This window comes from Pseudomonas putida (assembly GCF_001976065.1).
In the GTDB taxonomy this organism is placed as follows: Bacteria; Pseudomonadota; Gammaproteobacteria; order Pseudomonadales; family Pseudomonadaceae; genus Aquipseudomonas; species Aquipseudomonas serbica.
Map to the genome: position 1 here is coordinate 404180 of NZ_MNAH01000002.1, position 17578 is coordinate 421757.

15 protein-coding genes are annotated in these 17578 nt (G+C 60.7%); 8 read left to right on the forward strand and 7 right to left on the reverse strand.

Annotated elements, in window-relative coordinates:
• Positions 1-26: 26 nt before the first annotated feature.
• A complete protein-coding gene (locus BKX96_RS08455) occupies positions 27-1502 on the reverse strand; it encodes an APC family permease (RefSeq protein ID WP_046819271.1) in 1476 nt (491 codons plus the stop codon).
• Positions 1503-1836: 334 nt separating this feature from the next.
• Here BKX96_RS08455 and BKX96_RS08460 point away from each other — a divergent pair, with 334 nt between their 5' ends.
• A complete protein-coding gene (locus BKX96_RS08460) occupies positions 1837-2910 on the forward strand; it encodes an NAD(P)-dependent alcohol dehydrogenase (RefSeq protein ID WP_077183357.1) in 1074 nt (357 codons plus the stop codon).
• 144 nt (positions 2911-3054) lie between these two features.
• Here BKX96_RS08460 and BKX96_RS08465 read toward each other — a convergent pair whose 3' ends face one another.
• The 4 genes from BKX96_RS08465 to BKX96_RS08480 form a co-directional block, all read right to left on the reverse strand.
• Entirely contained in the window at positions 3055-4395 is a 1341-nt protein-coding gene (locus BKX96_RS08465) for an OprD family outer membrane porin (protein WP_077183358.1), read from the reverse strand.
• A gap of 150 nt (positions 4396-4545) precedes the next feature.
• Complete coding sequence (locus BKX96_RS08470; RefSeq protein WP_077183359.1) at positions 4546-5742, reverse strand: M20 aminoacylase family protein; 1197 nt, start codon at positions 5740-5742, stop codon at positions 4546-4548.
• Between the two features lie 4 nt (positions 5743-5746).
• Entirely contained in the window at positions 5747-7036 is a 1290-nt protein-coding gene (locus BKX96_RS08475; protein WP_077183360.1) for an MFS transporter, read from the reverse strand.
• 329 nt (positions 7037-7365) lie between these two features.
• The gene (locus tag BKX96_RS08480; RefSeq protein ID WP_046819266.1) at positions 7366-8289 is read right to left on the reverse strand and encodes a LysR family transcriptional regulator; all 924 of its coding nucleotides are present in this window, start codon (positions 8287-8289) and stop codon (positions 7366-7368) included.
• A gap of 187 nt (positions 8290-8476) precedes the next feature.
• Between BKX96_RS08480 and BKX96_RS08485 the strand changes: the two genes are divergently transcribed.
• From BKX96_RS08485 to BKX96_RS08515, 7 genes are all read left to right on the forward strand, one after another.
• Complete coding sequence (locus BKX96_RS08485) at positions 8477-9004, forward strand: Csu type fimbrial protein (protein WP_077183361.1); 528 nt, start codon at positions 8477-8479, stop codon at positions 9002-9004.
• A 106-nt stretch (positions 9005-9110) separates the two neighbouring features.
• Positions 9111-9641, forward strand: coding sequence for a Csu type fimbrial protein (locus BKX96_RS08490; protein WP_077183875.1), 531 nt, complete (start codon positions 9111-9113; stop codon positions 9639-9641).
• Positions 9642-9660: 19 nt separating this feature from the next.
• Positions 9661-10197, forward strand: a complete 537-nt coding sequence (locus BKX96_RS08495; RefSeq protein ID WP_046819264.1) for a Csu type fimbrial protein — start codon at positions 9661-9663, stop codon at positions 10195-10197.
• 4 nt (positions 10198-10201) lie between these two features.
• On the forward strand, positions 10202-10702 hold the full coding sequence (locus tag BKX96_RS08500) for a Csu type fimbrial protein (protein WP_077183362.1): 501 nt from the start codon (positions 10202-10204) through the stop codon (positions 10700-10702).
• 44 nt (positions 10703-10746) lie between these two features.
• Positions 10747-11535 carry a fimbrial biogenesis chaperone gene (locus BKX96_RS08505; RefSeq protein ID WP_077183363.1) on the forward strand — a complete coding sequence of 263 codons (789 nt, stop codon included), beginning with the start codon at positions 10747-10749 and terminating at the stop codon, positions 11533-11535.
• Positions 11536-11639: 104 nt separating this feature from the next.
• The gene (locus tag BKX96_RS08510) at positions 11640-13997 is read left to right on the forward strand and encodes a fimbria/pilus outer membrane usher protein (RefSeq protein ID WP_077183364.1); all 2358 of its coding nucleotides are present in this window, start codon (positions 11640-11642) and stop codon (positions 13995-13997) included.
• Complete coding sequence (locus BKX96_RS08515; protein ID WP_077183365.1) at positions 13994-14956, forward strand: Csu type fimbrial protein; 963 nt, start codon at positions 13994-13996, stop codon at positions 14954-14956. The genes BKX96_RS08510 and BKX96_RS08515 overlap by 4 nt, the downstream gene beginning before the upstream one ends.
• Positions 14957-14965: 9 nt before the next feature.
• Here BKX96_RS08515 and BKX96_RS08520 read toward each other — a convergent pair whose 3' ends face one another.
• Both BKX96_RS08520 and BKX96_RS08525 read right to left on the reverse strand, forming a co-directional pair.
• Complete coding sequence (locus tag BKX96_RS08520; RefSeq protein WP_256721486.1) at positions 14966-16255, reverse strand: OprD family porin; 1290 nt, start codon at positions 16253-16255, stop codon at positions 14966-14968.
• 319 nt (positions 16256-16574) lie between these two features.
• Complete coding sequence (locus BKX96_RS08525) at positions 16575-17501, reverse strand: helix-turn-helix transcriptional regulator (protein WP_077183367.1); 927 nt, start codon at positions 17499-17501, stop codon at positions 16575-16577.
• Positions 17502-17578 lie beyond the last annotated feature (77 nt).

Genomic DNA, 17578 nt, shown 5'->3' on the forward strand with positions numbered 1-17578 from the left:
GCGCCTTGCTCGGCAAGACAAAGGCGTTATTGAGCGTGCAGGTGCGGGCTGACGGTGCGTAGATAGGGTTTGGCGCAGACCATGTAGATCAGGCCCAGTACCGCCAGGATCGAGAACACCAGGATCACCGCCCAGACCTGGAACCAGGGTGCACCGGCTGGTGCGAGGGATTCCCGGGGCCAGGCCACGTTGATGCTTTCGAACACCAGCCAGAAAAACGCGGCGAGGTTGATCGGCACGCCCCAGCGGCCGAGGCTGAACACACCAGGCTCGGCTTTCCATTTACCGCTCAGGCGAGCGAGCAGGGCGCAGGTCACCACGATCAGGAACACCACGAAGAAACCGCCGCTGCCAAACGCGATCAGGGTGCCGACCGCCGTTGCGTTCAAGCCCAGGGCCAGGCCGAAGCTGGCAAACAGCGTGCTGAACACCATGGCGGCAAACGGCACTTTGCGCTTGTCCACGCGGCGCAACAGCCTGGATGCGGGCAGGATCGAATCCCGAGCCATGCCGAACACGGCGCGGCCGATGTAGGTCTGCACAGAGACGACACAGGCAATGAACGCGACCAGCACGATGCCCACGAACGGCCGTTCCGACCAGGCGCCAAAGGCATCGACGACAGCAGGGGTGACCGGGTCGACGACCTGGCCGGACACCATCGCCGCGGTGTCGGTGTAGGACAGGGTGACGGCGAACGCCGTCAGCATCACGGTCAGTCCGACCAGAATCATCGAGCGCAGGATGGCCCGTGGGGTCGAAGTGCGGGCGTCAGCGGTCTCCTCAGACACTTGCGAGCAGGCGTCAAAACCAAGGAACGCCCAACCCCCCACGGCCATGGCCGTCAGGAAGCCCGACAGGTAGGAACCGTCGGAGCCCTGTGTAGACGTCAGGCCTTCAAACACCAGTGACAGCGAATGGTTGCGGAAGAACAACAGCAGCAATACGCCGATGCCGATGGAGGCAATCGCCTCGGCGATGATGCCGGCATTGACGAAATACTTGAGCGGGTTGATCCCGAACAGATTCACCCCAAGACCCAGCAGCAACAGCACTGCACCACTGAACACCTGGGCGTTGGCGGTGGGCGGTAAGCCTGTGAAAAACAGCCACAGCCAGAATCCGCCCAAATAGGCCACGGTGGTTAACGAGGCCAGCGCAGAGGCCAGGTACATGAAACCGGTGAACCATGCCCAACGATCGCCCGCCAGGCGCTTGACCCATTGGTAGCAACCGCCGGCAAGCGGGTACTGCGAGGCCAGCTCGGCATAGACCAGCGCCACCAGCAGCTGCAGCGCCAGGCACAGCGGCACGATCCAGACCCATGAGGGCCCGACACTCATGGCACCCAGCGACATGACCGAATAGATACCGACCACGGGCGAAACCGTGGCGAAACCTACTGAAAATGATGACCACAGGGACAGCCCGCGATGCAGCTCCTGGGCATAACCCTGGCTGTGCAGCAGGTGTTCATCGGCGCTTTGCCGTGTAGATGACATAGGAATTCCTTGAGTCGGCAGACACATTTATTTTTAGGATCGCCTTGTTTGATCAGGCGTACCGACGAAACGAGCTCCTTCGGGAAAGGAGTGGGAAGAAGCTTAAAGGGGCGAAACATCAAAGAAAATTCATATGTGTTGAGGCTGACATCTGGAATTATTGATGTATTGCAGAGCGGTTCCGATCCCTTTGCGCATCCCCTTCAAGGGCTGTCGAATGCAACGAGGCAGCTCTTACAGGGATACACGCGGCCATCAACCTTTGATCCGGCAATCCGTCAGCGTCCCGATTACGTGCTGAACTCAATCGCAGCACTGATCAGGAGCGATCGCCATGGCCACCATGAAAGCCGCAGTATTCGTCGAGAAAAACCGGATTGTGCTCGACGACAAACCCATCCCCGAAGTCGGGCCGCTCGATGCCCTGGTTCGCATCACCACCACCACGATCTGCGGCACCGACGTGCATATCCTGCGCGGCGAATACCCAGTCGCCAAAGGCCTGACAGTGGGGCACGAGCCTGTCGGCATCATCGAGCGACTGGGTTCGCAGGTGCGCGGTTTTACCGAAGGCCAGCGGGTGATCGCGGGTGCGATAACTCCCAGTGGACAGAGTTATGCCTGCCTGTGCGGCTGCGGTTCACAGGATGGCCCGGACACCCGGCACGGCTTTCGGGCCACCGGTGGCTGGAAGTTCGGCAATATCATCGATGGTTGCCAGGCTGAATACGTAGTGGTGCCGGATGCGCTTGCCAACCTGTGCCCGATACCGGACGGCCTCAGCGACGAACAGGTGCTGATGTGCCCGGACATCATGTCTACCGGCTTTTCCGGGGCCGAGCGAGGCGGGGTGGAAATCGGCGATAGCGTCGCGGTGTTCGCCCTGGGGCCGATCGGGCTCTGTGCGGTGGCGGGTGCACGCCTCAAAGGCGCGACCACGATTATCGGCGTCGATGCAGTCGCCGAACGCATGACCGTCGCCAAACAACTGGGCGCAACCCATGTAGTCAATTTCAAGGACGGCGATGTGGTTGAACAGATCATGGCCCTGACCGATGGGCGTGGTGTCGATGTGTCCATCGAGGCGTTGGGCACTCAGGGTACGTTTGAATCGGCACTGCGGGTTTTGCGTCCGGGTGGTCGGCTTTCCAGCCTGGGGGTTTACTCCAGCGATCTGCGCATTCCTCTGGACGCTTTCGCTGCCGGCCTGGGCGACTACAGCATCATCACGACCTTGTGCCCCGGCGGCAAGGAACGCATGCGCCGCTTGATGGCGGTGGTGGAAAGTGGCGGGGTGGATCTGTCGCCGCTGGTGACTCATCGGTACAAGCTTGATGACATCGAAGCGGCGTATGAGTTGTTTGCTCATCAAAGGGATGGGGTCATGAAGGTGGCAATTACCCCGTGAGGATCCATGAGAAAAACAAACTTCATGCAACTGGCTCGTCCAGGTCTTGTTGGTTGAGTTTGAACCCGTCGAGAAAACCGCAAGGCCAGTTGTGCACCTTGCGGCTGTTTCACCGTCTCATCGGGCCGACCTGCCGCTGTGTGGCTAGAACACCTTGATCGGTACGTTGACGATCAGCCTGAGCTCGTCCTCATTGCCTTCCAGCTGATAGTCACTGGCACGGTGCGTGGAATAACTGGTGATCAGATTGATGTTCCTGAAGGTGCCCGATTGCACGGTGTAGCTGGCATTGACGCCCACTTCATAGTGGTTTTCCCCCTGCTGCTTGAGTACCGAATTGTAGATGCCGTTCGGGCCACCGTCGTAATGACTGCCGTCGATGCCCATGCCCTTGATGTACCAGAGCGTAGTCTTCAGGCCCGGTAGCCCGTAAGCGACCAGGTCGTTGCTGTAGAACACCCCGACCGAGTGCTCATTGGGACCGTTGAAGAAAGACATCATGATATTGGGCAGGCTGATGGCATTGGACTCGAAGGGATAATCGAAATATTCGTCACCCTTGATTTTCTGCAGGCCGATCTTCAGCGAGTGGTTGCGCCATTGCGGCGTGATACTCAGGCCATAGGCCTGCTGGTCGATTTTTCCGCCGGTTTCGCGACCACTGGAGCGGGTGTTGTAGGCATCCAGTTGTACGTCGACCGTGACCGGTCCCCAGTTGGTTTTCCTGCCCAGGCCCAGGTATTCGCGATCCCAGATATCGTCGAAGCGAGAGACATAGGCGCTGCTGCGCCAGCCAGCGCTCGACACATAATCGGCGCCGGCGTAAGCGTTGAAGTCACTGGTGACCAGGGGCGATCCATAAGTGGGCGTCAAGTCCTGGCTTCCGGCTCCAGTGCGCGGCGAACCCTTGTCGAAATAGCCAGACTTGATCGTCAAGCCTTCGATGTCATGACTTTCCAGGGACACCCCATTGAACGATGAAGGCAAGGTACGGGTATCGGTATAGGACATCATCGGGGTCCTGACTTGCTGCCGGCCCACCTTGAGCAGTGTGTCGGCGACCTTGAACTTCAGCGCCGCGATGCCGAGTTTGCTCCAGTCATCGACCACGTCGCCGTCCCGGTTCACCAGCAATCGGTTACTGCCGCCTGCCGCAGCTTCGCGGCTACGTTCCAGCGCCACGGCCGAGAAGGTTGACAGATCCAGGCCAAACTTCACCGGCCCTTGGGTAAAACCGGAGACGAAGTCGAGCCTTATGCCTTGCAGCCAGGCGGTACGGTCACGCAGCTTGCGGACCCCGTCGGGTGTTTGCAGCCTGAAAAAAGTGTCCTTGTGGCCCACTTCGTGTGAGTACCACTGACGGGTATTGAGCGTCAGTGAGCTGTCTTGCAGAAAACCCTGTTCCTGGGCATGAACCTGGGAAGAAGAAACTGCAGCCGCCAGCGAGCCGACGGTGAATAACGCCAAATTACCTGTGCGATACATAGACCTTGCCTGTTGTTGTTTTTAGGGCAGATAAGAAGTAAGTCGCCGAGTCATCGTTATGAAGTTTTTTGCGCGGGCAGGGCGTGGCCCGACGTGCCCCTCAGGCCGCAGGTGGCCTGAGGTTGATCGTTCAGTTATCGGGTGGTCGGGTTAGCGGCTAGGGAGATAGTCCTTCACCAGTTTCAGCCAGCAGTCGGAGCCGATGCGAATCAGCTCGTCATTGAAGTCGTAATGGGGGTTATGCACGGAGCAGCCATGAAACTCGCCTTCGCCGTTGCCCAGGAAGAAATAGCAGCCGGGCACTTCGGTGAGCATCCAGGCGAAATCTTCGGTCGCCATGATCTTCGCCGCGTGCGGCAACAGGTGGCCGGGCTCGAACAGCGGCGTCAGGCTCTGGCGAAGCAACTCCGTTTCCGTCGCCGTATTGACCAGCGCTGGCGCCAGTTGCGTGGTTTCAAGTTCGATCTTGACGCCGAACGTGAATTCATGGCCTTGGGCGATTTCTGCCAGGCGCTGGTTGATCTTGCCTTCAGTCTGCGCGGTGTCGGTGCGCACGCTGATCAGCATCGAGGCCGTGTCGGGAATGATGTTGTAGACGGTGCCGGCCTCGACCATGCCGATGCTGATCACGGCGTGTTCATCAACGCACAGATTGCGCGACTTCACGGTCTGGATCGCGCTGATCAGGCTCGCCAGCACCGGTACCGGATCGACCGAACGCTCGGGCATCGCGCCATGGCCGCCGCGACCCTTGATCAACACGCGCACGCATTCCGAAGAGGCCATGGTAGGACCGGCCTGGACCACAGCGGTGCCCAGCGGTATTCCCGGCAAGTTGTGCAAGGCAAAGATCGCGTCACACGGAAAACGTGTGAACAGACCGTCGTCCATCATGGCCTTGGCGCCGCCCAGGCCTTCCTCGTCCGGTTGGAAAATCAGGTTGAGGGTGCCATTGAAGTCGGGCGACCGGGCGATTCGCCAGGCGGCAGCCAGCAGGATGGCGGTATGGCCGTCGTGGCCGCAGGCGTGCATGCGGCCATCGATCCGGCTGGCATGGGCGAAGCGGTTGTTCTCCTGCATCGGCAGGGCATCCATGTCGGCGCGCAGGCCCAGGCGACGCGTGCCGCTGCCTCGGCGCAGTACGCCGACTACGCCATGACCCCCGATACCGCGATGCACTTCGTAGCCCCATTCTTCGAGCTTGCTGGCCACCAGTTCGGCGGTCAGCGGGGTGTGTGCGCCCAGTTCAGGGTTTTGGTGGATGTCCCGACGCAACTGGATAAAAGCTTCCAGGTCCAGTTCGGCCGGGGTTTGGCTAGGGCTTTGGGTTGGGCTAAATGCATTCATCAGGTCACTCCCGACCAGGGTTTTCGGGGAATACCGCCAGGCACGCCAGGCTGATGGCGCCGCCGGCGAGCAGGTACAGGGCCGGCGCCTGGGGGTTATCCAGGGCCGCCGTGAGCCAGGTGGCGATCAACGGGGAGAAGCCGCCGAACAGGGTGACGCCGAAGCTGTAGCTGACGGCGGTACCCAGCGCCCGGCGATTTTTTGGAAAGGCTTCCATGATCAGGGCGAAGAAGGCACCCGAACCGATACAGCCAGGCAGCACCAGCATGGCGATGACGAACATCGCCACCCACAAATTGGTGCTCAAACCGAGCAGGTAGAAGGCAGGCCACGCCATCAGCACGGGCAGGGTGATGGTCCAGGCCAGCAGTTTCTTGCGCAGGCCGTGGCGGTCGGCAAAGCGCCCGGCCAGGGGCGTGATGATCGCCAGGCAGGCACTGGCCACGCAGGCGATGGCCAAGGCGCTGCGCTGCGGGTAACCCAGGGTGACCGTCAGGTAGGCGGGCATATAGAAAATGAACAGGTAGATGCCGATGGTGGCGCTGGCCATCAGGCCGATCGCCAGCAGGGTGTGCCGCAGGTCGATGTGATCGCGCAACCGACCGTCGCGTTTGCTCGGTTCGGCTTCGTGGGTTTCCGGCAGGCAGCGACGGATGTACCAGCCCAGCGGTCCGATCAGCAGCCCGAGCATGAAGGGGATGCGCCAGCCCCAGCTTTCAAGGTCCTCGACACTCAACGCATTGTTGAGCAGCAAACCGAGACCGGCCCCGACCATGGCCGCGTAGCCTTGGCTGGCGGCCTGCCAACTCACATTGCGGCAGCGATTTGCCGTGGCGCTGGACTCCATCAGGTACACCGACGCGGTGCCTATTTCCCCGCCGGCGGAAAAGCCCTGGGTGAGGCGGCCAGCCACCAGCAACAAGGTGCCGAACAAGCCTATGTCCTGATAGGACGGTGCGAAGGCGATCAGTGCGGTGCCGCAGGTCATCAGGCTGATCGTCAGGCTCAACGCGGCCTTGCGACCCCGGCGGTCGGCAAAGCGTCCGATCACCACGGCGCCCACCGGGCGCATGAGGAAACCGACGCCAAAGGTGGCCAGGGACATCAGTAGCGAAGCCATGGCCGATTGTGCGGGGAAGAAGTTTTTCGCGATCACTACCGCGAAGAAGCTGTAGATCGTGAAGTCATACATTTCCAGGGCGTTGCCTAGTGCGCAGGCGACAGTGGCTTTCCTGGAACCGATCGCGGTGGGCGTCGCGGCGCAGCGGAGGGGGGGCGCTTGCAGGGTAGTCATCGGTTTTTCCTGTGACAGTTTTGTTGTGGCCCGAATATCCGGCAAACACTGTCACGGCGCACTTGCGCTTTTCTTCGAGGATTAACCGTTGGTTAAGATGCCTGGCCGCTCTTGGCAAACGCGGCGCCAGTTCGGTGCGATATCGGTCGATTATCGATCACTCGCACTGTTTGACAACAGCGACGCCGCCTTGCTGGCACCTCGTGCAGGCCGTGGCTACAGGTTCCAGCCCACTGTGCGGGACGTTAGGGTGACCGGGCCCAACGGATCGGGAGAAACTTAACCGTCAGGCATATCGTTGCGTTTTTCTTAAGTTTCTCGGGGCTGCGCTAGCGCGAAGAATCCGCTGATCCATGCTTTGAGAGCACATCCCTGATCGCGTAATACAGGTCGCGAGCCGTCGTGGTCAGGGCGTTGCGGTCGATACAGACCAGGTAGATGGGGTATTCGGGAATGATTTCTTCGATCTTGACCTGCACCAGGTCTTCATTGAGGCCCTTGGGCAGCGAGTTTTCCATGCCGGCTTCGCTGAGCGTCATGAACGCATCGGCGTGGTGCAACAGATCCAGCGCCAACAATACCGATGAACACTCAGTGATCCGCTGCGGGGGAGGAATCTCGTTGTCTTCGAACATCTGATAGAACTGCGACGAGTGATCGTCGATGGCATCGAGGCTGATCCAGTTGGCGAACTGCAACTGACGCAGCGAGTGGGAGTGGCGCAGCGGGTTGTTCTTTCGGCAGACCACGAGGCCCTGCATGCGGCTCAGCGCCTCCCAATCCAGGTTCAGCCGCTGGGTATGCTGCTGCGAGGTGATGGCAAAATCCAGCGTGCCGTCCCGCAGTCGCTGCAGCATCAGGTTGGGCCGAAGATCCACCAGGCGGATGCGCACACGCGGATTGCGGGTCTGGAATCCGGCAATGCATTCACCCAGGCCCTTGAGCACCGATGTCAGGGACGTGACACCGATGGTGACTTCACCGACCTGCATGTCCCTGATGTTTTCCGCCTCCAGTTGCAGGCGGCGCATGCTTTCGACCGTCAACTGTGCATGGCGAATGATGCGGCGGCCTTCGTCGGTGAGCGACATGCCCTTGTGGGATCGCTGCAACAGGGCCAGGCCCAGTTCGCTCTCCAGGTCCTTGATAGATCGGCTGATGGCGGGCTGGGTGACATGCAGGATCTGCGAGGCTTCACTGATGCTGCCGGTCTGGTGGATGGCGACCAGTGCCTTGATTTGATGGAGTTTCACTTAACGACAGGTCCTTGCAGTGCGACGAAGGTGATGCACGTTACAAGTGCCAGGCCGCCGCGTCCATGGTGACATTGAGGGGACTGGCATGAGCCATCCATGGAGCGATTTTTACCCGATCACTGGCGATTTCCCCGTGCATTGCTAGCCTCAGTCCTACAAGACATCCCTCACAAGGAATGGGGTCGTGAATGGACGTAGGCTATTGGCAGTCTTGGCCGTAGGGCTCAGTGCAACCGTGTCGGGCGCCGAACTCCAGGTGCAGGTGCGGCTCGATGTGCAACGTGGCTGCCAACTGGTCGGGCAACAACGCAGTGCGGGTGTCGAGCAATTGGGCGTGCTGGACTTCGGCAGCAGCGCGCGCCTGGACGATCCCGCAGGGCCGCTCGGGGCCGCCTTGATGAACGAACGCCTGCCCCGGCTCGAATGCAATCCCGATACCACTTATCAAATACGCGTCGATGGCGGCCTGCACGGGGGCGTCGGCGACGTTCGCTACATGGCCGGTAGCGCCGAACACAGCAAACCCATTCCTTATCGACTCTATCAGGACCCGGCGCGGCGAATTGCGCTGGCAGTGGATGTGCCAGTGAGTGGTCGGGTGCCGGATACCGGCTCGGTGGATCTGCCGTTGTACGCCCGCATCGAACCCTTGGCACAGATACCCAGGGTCAGTCGCTATTCTGATCAGGTGAAGGTGACGCTCACCTGGTAATCGCATGAGCCGTCAACAGCCCAGGCGGAGTCCGGGTTGTGCAGGGAAGGGGGCGTTCGCGATCGAACGACCGTGTTGTCAACCTGAGGGAATCGGGATGGGTGTCATGACCAGGTTCTGGAAGATGTTTGCCGCGGGCGCGCTGGTGTTGTTGACCGGTGCCGTACAGGCGGCCGTCAGCGGGCAGATCCAGGCGCGGCTGACGCTTATCGCCGGTTGCGAAGTGACTAACGGCGGCCATCCCGACAGCCCGTCCAGCGACCTCGGCGCCTTGGATTTCGGCCAGCAAGGCCCGACCTGGAGCAACCCGATCAAGGCCAATATCAATGACGAAGTCAGCGGCAAATTGAACGTGGCCTGCAACCCTTCGGTCACCGGCTTCACCGTCACCATCGATGGCGGCACCCATGGCGACGGCACAACCCGGCGCCTGAGCAACGGCCGCCAGACCGTCGCTTATCAGTTGTTCGTCGACGCTAGCGGCAACCGTAGCTACAGCATCGGCCAACAGCACAATTTCGCTGTCACCAGCGGGGCGCAGATACCGATTCCGGTATTCGGCTCGGTGGTGGCGAATACCCGCGCGTTACCCGCCGGTGTCTATTCCGACACCCTGACGGTAACGCTCGACTGGTAACCCTGTAGAGGACGGACACATGCGTACGTTTACATCAAGGATAGGTTTGTCATTGCTTGGCCTGACGCTGGCGTCCGGCGCCCAGGCTGCCACCACGGTCACCGGCCAGATCACCTCCAGCCTGATCCTGATCAGCAGTTGCCAGGTCAACGGGGGCGGCGGTTCCACCAATCTGAACTTCGGTGACCTCAACTTCGGCACCGCCAACAGCCTGTTCACTACGGCCACGGGGCAAGTGCTCGGCGGAGGCGGCGGGGCGCTGTCGATTCTTTGCTCGGCAGGCACCACGCCAACGGTCAAGGTGCGCGCCGGGGCCCACGATGGACAATCGCCGGGCGGGACCCGAGCGTTGTACGACGGTGTCGCCAACTACGTGCCGTACGACCTGTACACCGATGCCGGGCACTCGCAGATCCTGGCGATTGACGGGGTGATCAACCTCGCCGCCAGTACCGGCGTGGAGCAGACCGTGAACCTCTACGGTCAGGCGGTGGGCAAGGCCGGTTTGCCGGCGGGCACTTACACCGACACGATTTCCGTCGAACTGACGTTCTAGCGCCATGGGCAGGCATGGCTGTGCGGCGCTGCTCCTGCTGGGTGCGGGTGCGCTGCCGTTGCCGCTCACTGCGGCGACCAGCCAGAGCTTCCAGGTCAGCGCCACGGTGACGGCCGGCTGCCTGGTGGTCGGCGGGGTCTCCAATTACGGCAGCCTGAATTTCGGCAACCGCTCGGCGCTGGCCACCAACACGGTGCAAGTCGCACTGACCGGGGGCGTCCAATTGCAATGCACGCCGGGCGTGACCCTGAACATGAGCATCGATGGCGGTCAGTACAACAATGGTGGGCGACACATGCAATTGACCACCGGCAGCAACCGGGTGGCGTATCAACTGTTTCGCGACGCGGCCTACAGCCAGGCCCTGGGGATCGGGCAAAGCGTGGCGGTGGCGTATGGCGATGCGAACAACATCAGCCTGCCGATTTACGGCCAGGTGCAATTACCGGGCAATCAACCCGGGGGGACGTACAGCGACGTGCTGCAAGTGCAACTGTCGTGGTGACGGGGTGAACGGATCAGGCCCGATGGGCAAAAAGGAGCAGGCACATGGTTTCATCTTCGCGACGGCGGTGGGTCGTCGGTCATATGCTGTTGGCACTGTTGTGGTTGGGGACAACCCGGGTGCAGGCAGCCAGTTCGGTGCTGATCTGGCCGATCGATCCGGTGCTGGAAGCCGATCAACAGGCCAGTGCCTTGTGGCTGGAAAATCGCGGCAGCGAGACCGCCAATCTGCAGATACGCGTGTTTGCCTGGAGCCAGAGCGGCTTCAGCGACCAATACCAGAACCAGCGTGACGTGATCGGCAGCCCTCCGGTGGCGAAGATCGAACCCGGCCAGAAACAACTGGTGCGCCTGACCCGCACGCGGGACATTCCGCCGGGTCAGGAATTGGCCTACCGCATCATCATCGATGAAATTCCCTCGCCGAAGACAGCCGAGGCGGACGACGGCAAGACCGCGGCGGCGATTCGTTTTCAGATGCGTTATTCGGTGCCGTTGTTCGCCTATGGCGCTGGCCTGTGGAGCAAGGAAGACACCACCCGCCCGCGCGATCCGAAAGGCGTCGGCTTGCCGGATTTGAGTTGGCGCACGGTCGCCGTGGACGGTCGTCCTTATGTCGAGGTGCGCAACCAGGGCGCGGTTCATGCGCGCCTGACCGATGTGGCGCTCAAGCAGGGCAGCCAGACCCGGCCGTTGGTAGACGGATTGCTGGGCTATGTGTTGCCCGGCGCGATCATGCGCTGGCCCGCGCCCGGCCCGATGGCTGGCGACCCGGCATTGCAGGTGCGGGTCAATGGTGCGCCGAAGGTGCAGAGTATTGCGCCGGCACGCTGACCTGCCGTTGATTCTTTTGCAGGCGACTTTTGCCTGCGGTTGAGTGGCGGTTGAGTGGCGGTGGAGTAAAGGAGACACAGTCCAATGACGGACAGGAAGCGCTAATGAGCCAGGGTTGGGCTCGCAGTTTGCGGCGTCCGTTTTGGGCCATGGGCTGTACGTGTTGCCTGGTAGCGAGTTATCACGCAGAGGCCGGTGACCTGCCGCCTCCGCCCAGCGGCATGGAGGCTGTTGCCGATGCGCAGTTGTTTCTGGAACTGGTGGTCAACCAGATGAACACCGGACGAATCGTGGCGGTCGAGCAGCGCCAGGGGCAATTTTTCGTGCCCGCCAGTGCGCTGCAGGAAACCGGCATGAAACTGCCGCAAGATATCAAGGCCGAAGTCGGCCTCGACAGCTTGCCGGGCTTGCACAGCGAGTACGACAGCCAAGCGCAGCGCCTGTTGCTGGAGGTACCGCCCGACTGGCTGCCGGAGCAGTTTGTCGGCCGTCGCCAAGCCTATCCGCGTACCCCGGCGCTGAGCAGCTTCGGCGCCTTGCTCAACTATGACCTGTACCTCAACGACACCGATGATGCCGGCACTTACCTGGCCGCCTGGAACGAAGTGCGGCTGTTTGACAGTTGGGGCACGCTGTCCAATACCGGGCAATATCGCCGCACCTTGTCCGGGGATGCGGTTGACACGCTGAACAATGGTTACCTGCGCTATGACACCACCTGGCGCTATTCCGATGATGACCGGATGCTGACTTACGAGGCGGGTGATCTGGTCAGCGGTGCCTTGCCCTGGAGCAGTTCGGTGCGTCTGGGTGGCATTCAACTGTCACGGGACTTCGGCGTACGCCCGGACCTGGTGACCTACCCCTTGCCGCAGTTCGCCGGCGAGGCCGCGGTGCCGTCGTCGGTCGATCTGTTCATCAACGGCTACAAGTCCAGCAGCGCCGATCTGCAACCTGGCCCCTACACACTGACCAATATTCCGTTCATCAACGGTGCCGGCGAAGCCGTGGTGGTCACCACCGACGCCCTGGGACGCCAGGTCTCGACCACGGTGCCGTTCTACGTCACCAGCAGCTTGTTGCAAAAAGGCCTGTCAGACTTTTCGGTGGCGGCCGGCACCTTGCGCCAGGACTACGGCCTGCGGGATTTCAGTTATGGTCCGGGCGTCACGTCCGGCAGTTTGCGTTACGGCCTGAGTGACAGCGTCACCCTGGAAAGCCACGCTGAAGCCTCGGATGCGCTGGCGCTCGGGGGGGCTGGCAGCAATGTGCGGCTGGGCAATTTCGGCGTGCTCAACAGCGCCGTCAGCCAAAGCCGTTTCGACGGGCAAACCGGCCAGCAACTGAGCCTCGGTTATCAATACAGCAGCCAGCGCTACAGCTTTTCCTGGCAGCGCCTGCAAAGGCGTGATCACTATGCCGACCTGACCGTGGTCGACAGTCCGTACACCACCCTCAGCAAACGCAGTGAGCAGGCGACCCTGAGCGTCAATCTCGATACCTGGGGTAGCCTGGGCGCCGGGTATTTCGACGTGCGCGCGGCGGACGACTCGCGCACCCGCCTGCTTAACCTGACCTGGAGCAAACCGTTGTGGCGCAGCACCAGCTTTTACCTGTCGGCCAACCGCGAGATCGGCGACAGCAACTGGGCGGTGCAGGCGCAACTGGTGATTCCGTTCGACCTGCGTGGCAGCCTGGCCATCGGCAGTGAACGCGGCAAGGACGGCCAATCACAGCAGCGGGTCAACTACAGCCGTGCCGTGCCGACCGAGGGCGGGGTGGGTTTCAATCTCGGCTACGCCAAGGGTGACCGACCCGATTACCGGCAGGCCGACTTGACTTGGCGTTTACAGTCGGTGCAATTGCAGGCCGGTGTCTATGGCACCAGCGATGCCCAAACCCGCTGGGCCGATGCCAGCGGTTCGCTGGTGTGGATGGACCGCCAGGTGTTCGCCGCGAACCGCATCGACGACGCGTTTGTGGTGGTCAGCACCGATGGCTACGCGGACATCCCGGTGCGCTACGAAAACCAGCCGGTGGGCCAGACCGATCGCAACGGCCACTTGTTGGTACCCTGGAGCAGCGCCTACTACCGCGGCAAATACGAGATCGATCCGCTCAACCTGCCGGCCAACGTGCGCAGCCCGAACGTCGAGCAACGCATCGCGGTGCGCCGTGGCAGCGGCTATCTGTTGGAGTTTCCGTTGAGCCGTGTCATCGCGGCGAGCATCGTGCTGGTGGACGCGCAGCAGCAGGAGTTGCCCTTGGGCAGCGGTGTGGTGCATGAGCAGAGCGGCACGCAAACCGTGGTCGGCTGGGACGGTCTGGTGTACCTGGAAAACCTGCAGGGGCAGAACGATCTGCGGGTGACGTTGGGCGATGGCAAGACCTGCCACGTGCAGTTTGCCGCCGATCTGGCGCAGGATCAGATCCCGCTGATCGGGCCGTTGGTGTGTCGATGAAGTGGCTGATACCGCTGATGCTCTGGCTGCCCGCCCCCGCGTGGGCCTTGTGTTCGGTGGTCGGCACTACGCCCGTGGCCTTCGGCTCTTTGAGTTCGATTGCCGTGCGCACCACTTCGCAACCCGGTTCCACACTCAACGCCGGCTTGAGTTGCAGCGGCTCGCTGTTGACCCTCCTGAGCAGCGACGATCACTTCTGGGCCACCGTCACCTCGAGCCAGAGCGGTTTGCGCGGTCCCACCGGCGACGTCATCGGCTACACGATCTACGCCAACAACAGCACCAGCTACCCGCTGACCCGCGGCACGGCCTTCGACTTTGCACGCAACGGCATCATCGATGCGCTTGGCCTGCTCGGTGGCACGGTCCCAAGAACCGTGCCCCTGTATTTCGGCACTACCCTTGGCAGCAACGTCGCGGCCGGGATCTACAGCGAAACCCTGAGCATTTTCTGGAACTGGAACTATTGCTCGGGCATCGGCCTTGGCGGGCTTTGCCTGGGACGCGACATCAGTAGCGGCACCGCCACATTGACGATCAACCTGACGGTTGCCAACGACTGCACCATCACCGCCCCGAACATCGCCTTCGGCAGCGCACCGGTGGTCAGTGCTTTCGCCCCGGTCACCGGACAGACCATCAACCTGGCTTGTACCAAAGGCAGCGCTTACACCGTGGGACTGAGCGATGGGCAAAACCCGCTGAGTGTCGGCGGGCGACGGCGGATGACCTCGAGCGGTAATTATCTGGCCTATGACATTTTCAAAAGTGCCGGCACGACCCGCTGGGGAAGCGTGGGCAGTGCCCGTCGGGCCAGTTCGGATGCCGAGGTCAACCCGGGGAATGGACTGGGGACGGGAAGCCAGATCTTCAATTACAACGCGAAGATCTATACCGATCAGGCGACTCCGCCAGCGGGGACGTATCTGGACAGTGTGGTGTTGGATGTGGGGTTTTGATGTTGCAGCTTAAAACCGCCCGAACTTGAGTGGGTATTCGATCACAATGTAGAGCCTGTCGATGTCGTCGCCGCCCTGGGCGCTGTTTGCCCGATGTACCACGTGGGACAGCTGCACAGACATGTCCTTGGCCGGCCCTGACTGCAGCACATACCGAAGATCGATATCGCGCTCCCAGTGTCGTCCGCCATCGCCCTGTTGAGGAACATACTCGCCGCTCGATTCGTCGAAAGGGTTATAACCGCCGCCTTGGGGCGCGTGGGTTCCGTCGATACCGCGCCCGTTGACGTAACGCGTCATGAATTTCAAGCCAGGTACGCCGTAGCTGCCCAGGTCGAGGTCATAACGGGCCTGCCACGAACGTTCGCGGGGGCCATTGAAGTCGGCATACTTGATCGAATTGGCAAGGTAGATCGAGTCGCCGCCGACAAAATCGAACGGGGTGTCGCCGTTGATCTTTTGGAAGGCGAGGGTGAAGCCATGGGCGCCAGCGGTGTATTGGGCTGCCAGGCTGTAGGCAGTGTTATCAATGGCTCCGGCCACGGACTCGCCATAGTCCCTGGTGTGATAAAGGTTACCGTCGAGGAATACACCGGACTGCTTCAGGTGCACGTTGCCATAGTATTGGCGCCAGGTGTCACTCAGTTGTGAGGCATAGAGCGCACCGCCTACCGGGCGCTCTTCAAACAGGTTGGCGCCAATGAAATCGATGCCGCCGGTTCGGGTGCTCACACCATATCCGGTGAAATTGCCTTTACTGGTCGATGCGTCCTGGTTCTTGAACGCGGTGAAGTGACCGGCCAGCACGTGCATGCCATCGATTTCCCGGCTATCTACCAGCAGGCCGGTGGCGTACTCGGGTTGCAGGCGTTTGTCCGCCGTGTCGAATACCGGGGTTTGCACCGTCATTTCACCGAACGCCAAGGTGGTGCGCGAGGTGCGCAGCTTGAGGGCGGCGCCGCCACTGGAATAATCGTCTTCGCTGCGTCCCTCCTGATCGACAGGCAGCAACCCCGTCCCGGAATGCCCCTTGCCGCTGTCCAGCTTCACACCCAAAAAACCGTGGGCATCGATGCCAAAACCAACAGTGCCGGAGGTAAAGCCGGATTCGAACGAGGTGATGAACCCCTGGGCCCATTCCCGGGTGTAGTTTTTGCCTGAAGGCGAGGGTGATCGATAGTCATTGTTCAGGTAGAAGTTTCGACTGAGCACTTCAAGTGAAGAGCCTTCTAATAACCCTTCTGACGGTTGTGCAGCTTGCGACGCCAAGGCTGTTGCACTGGGGGCGCAAATGACCAGAAATAGCCCGCAAGTGACTCGCAGTTCATTCACTTTTCTGCGTCCTTGCACGGCAAGCAGGGCTTTTGTTGCAACCGGCATGGATCAACTCACCGGCTGGCGTTGGCGCCACGACCCACTCGTTTTCAGCCGGTGTTGTATTCATCGCTTGCATGTCCATCGTCTCAGGGAAGTCGAAGACAGGGTCGCGTATTTTGCAAAGACAGAATTGGATAGACGTGCGGTTTTTATGGAGGGCGGTGCGCAATGGTCTGATTCTGGGCAACAGTAGGTGTCAGTGGAACTTCGTAGCCCCATTCTTCGAGCGTATCGGCGCTCGTTACTGATAGGCCAATGCGCCAAAAAGCCTGGAAACGTTTTTATCGCGATATTGCTTGGGTGTCATGGACAGTTTTTCCTGGAACAGTCGGGTCATGTGGCTCTGGTCTGAGAACCCGCAATCCATGGCGACCACTTTCAATGGCACATCGCGCACCGTAGAGAGGATTCGCTCGGCTTTTTTCAAGCGGCGCGACTGCACGTACTGATGGGGAGAGACCCCATACACAGACCCGAACACCCTTACGAAATACGACGGGCTCAGGTCGACGATAGCAGACATGTCCTTGACCGAAATCGGGCAAGACAGGTGTGAATCGATGTACTGCTGAAGCTGGTCGCGCTTGAGGTGGGTCAGGCGCGACGCTTGATCCTTGTCTCTGAGGTCACAGCGTACATATTGGCGCAGCAGATGAATGCACATCTGTATTTCCAGGGTCTGGGCGAAGAGGCTGCTGCCCGGTTCGCCACTCAGGCATTCCGCTTCATAACTTGCCATGAGCCTGGAGAGCCTGGCGTCGTTGACCAGGGGGCAGTGGTCGACAAAAACACCGTCAACATCCTGTTGAAATACTTCATGGGCGATCTTCGTCATCATCGTTTGGGAGATGTAGATATGACTGACTTCGATATCGTTCATCCAGTACCACCTGGATGATTCGCCTCGGGTCAAAATGGTCACGTCGTTGTCGCCCACCGACCATTTCTGCCATTGCCTGCCATCATGGAAACCCAGATTGGCGGTTCCCGATTTCCATCTCACCAGTTCGTAATCGCGCATGCAGGGGATGTTGACTTCGGTCTTGTCAAAGCGATAACCGCGGATCGACATGCCGTCATCGGCGGCAGTTTCAACGGTACCTTCGATCGTGACTTGACCCGGGATGACGTCGAGCATTTTTTCTGGCGTTAACAGGATGGCACTCATCACAACTCCCTTTTATTGGTATTGGCCGTGGAGTTTTTATCAGCACTTGGCAGTTTTTGTGACATTCAAAAACTAAC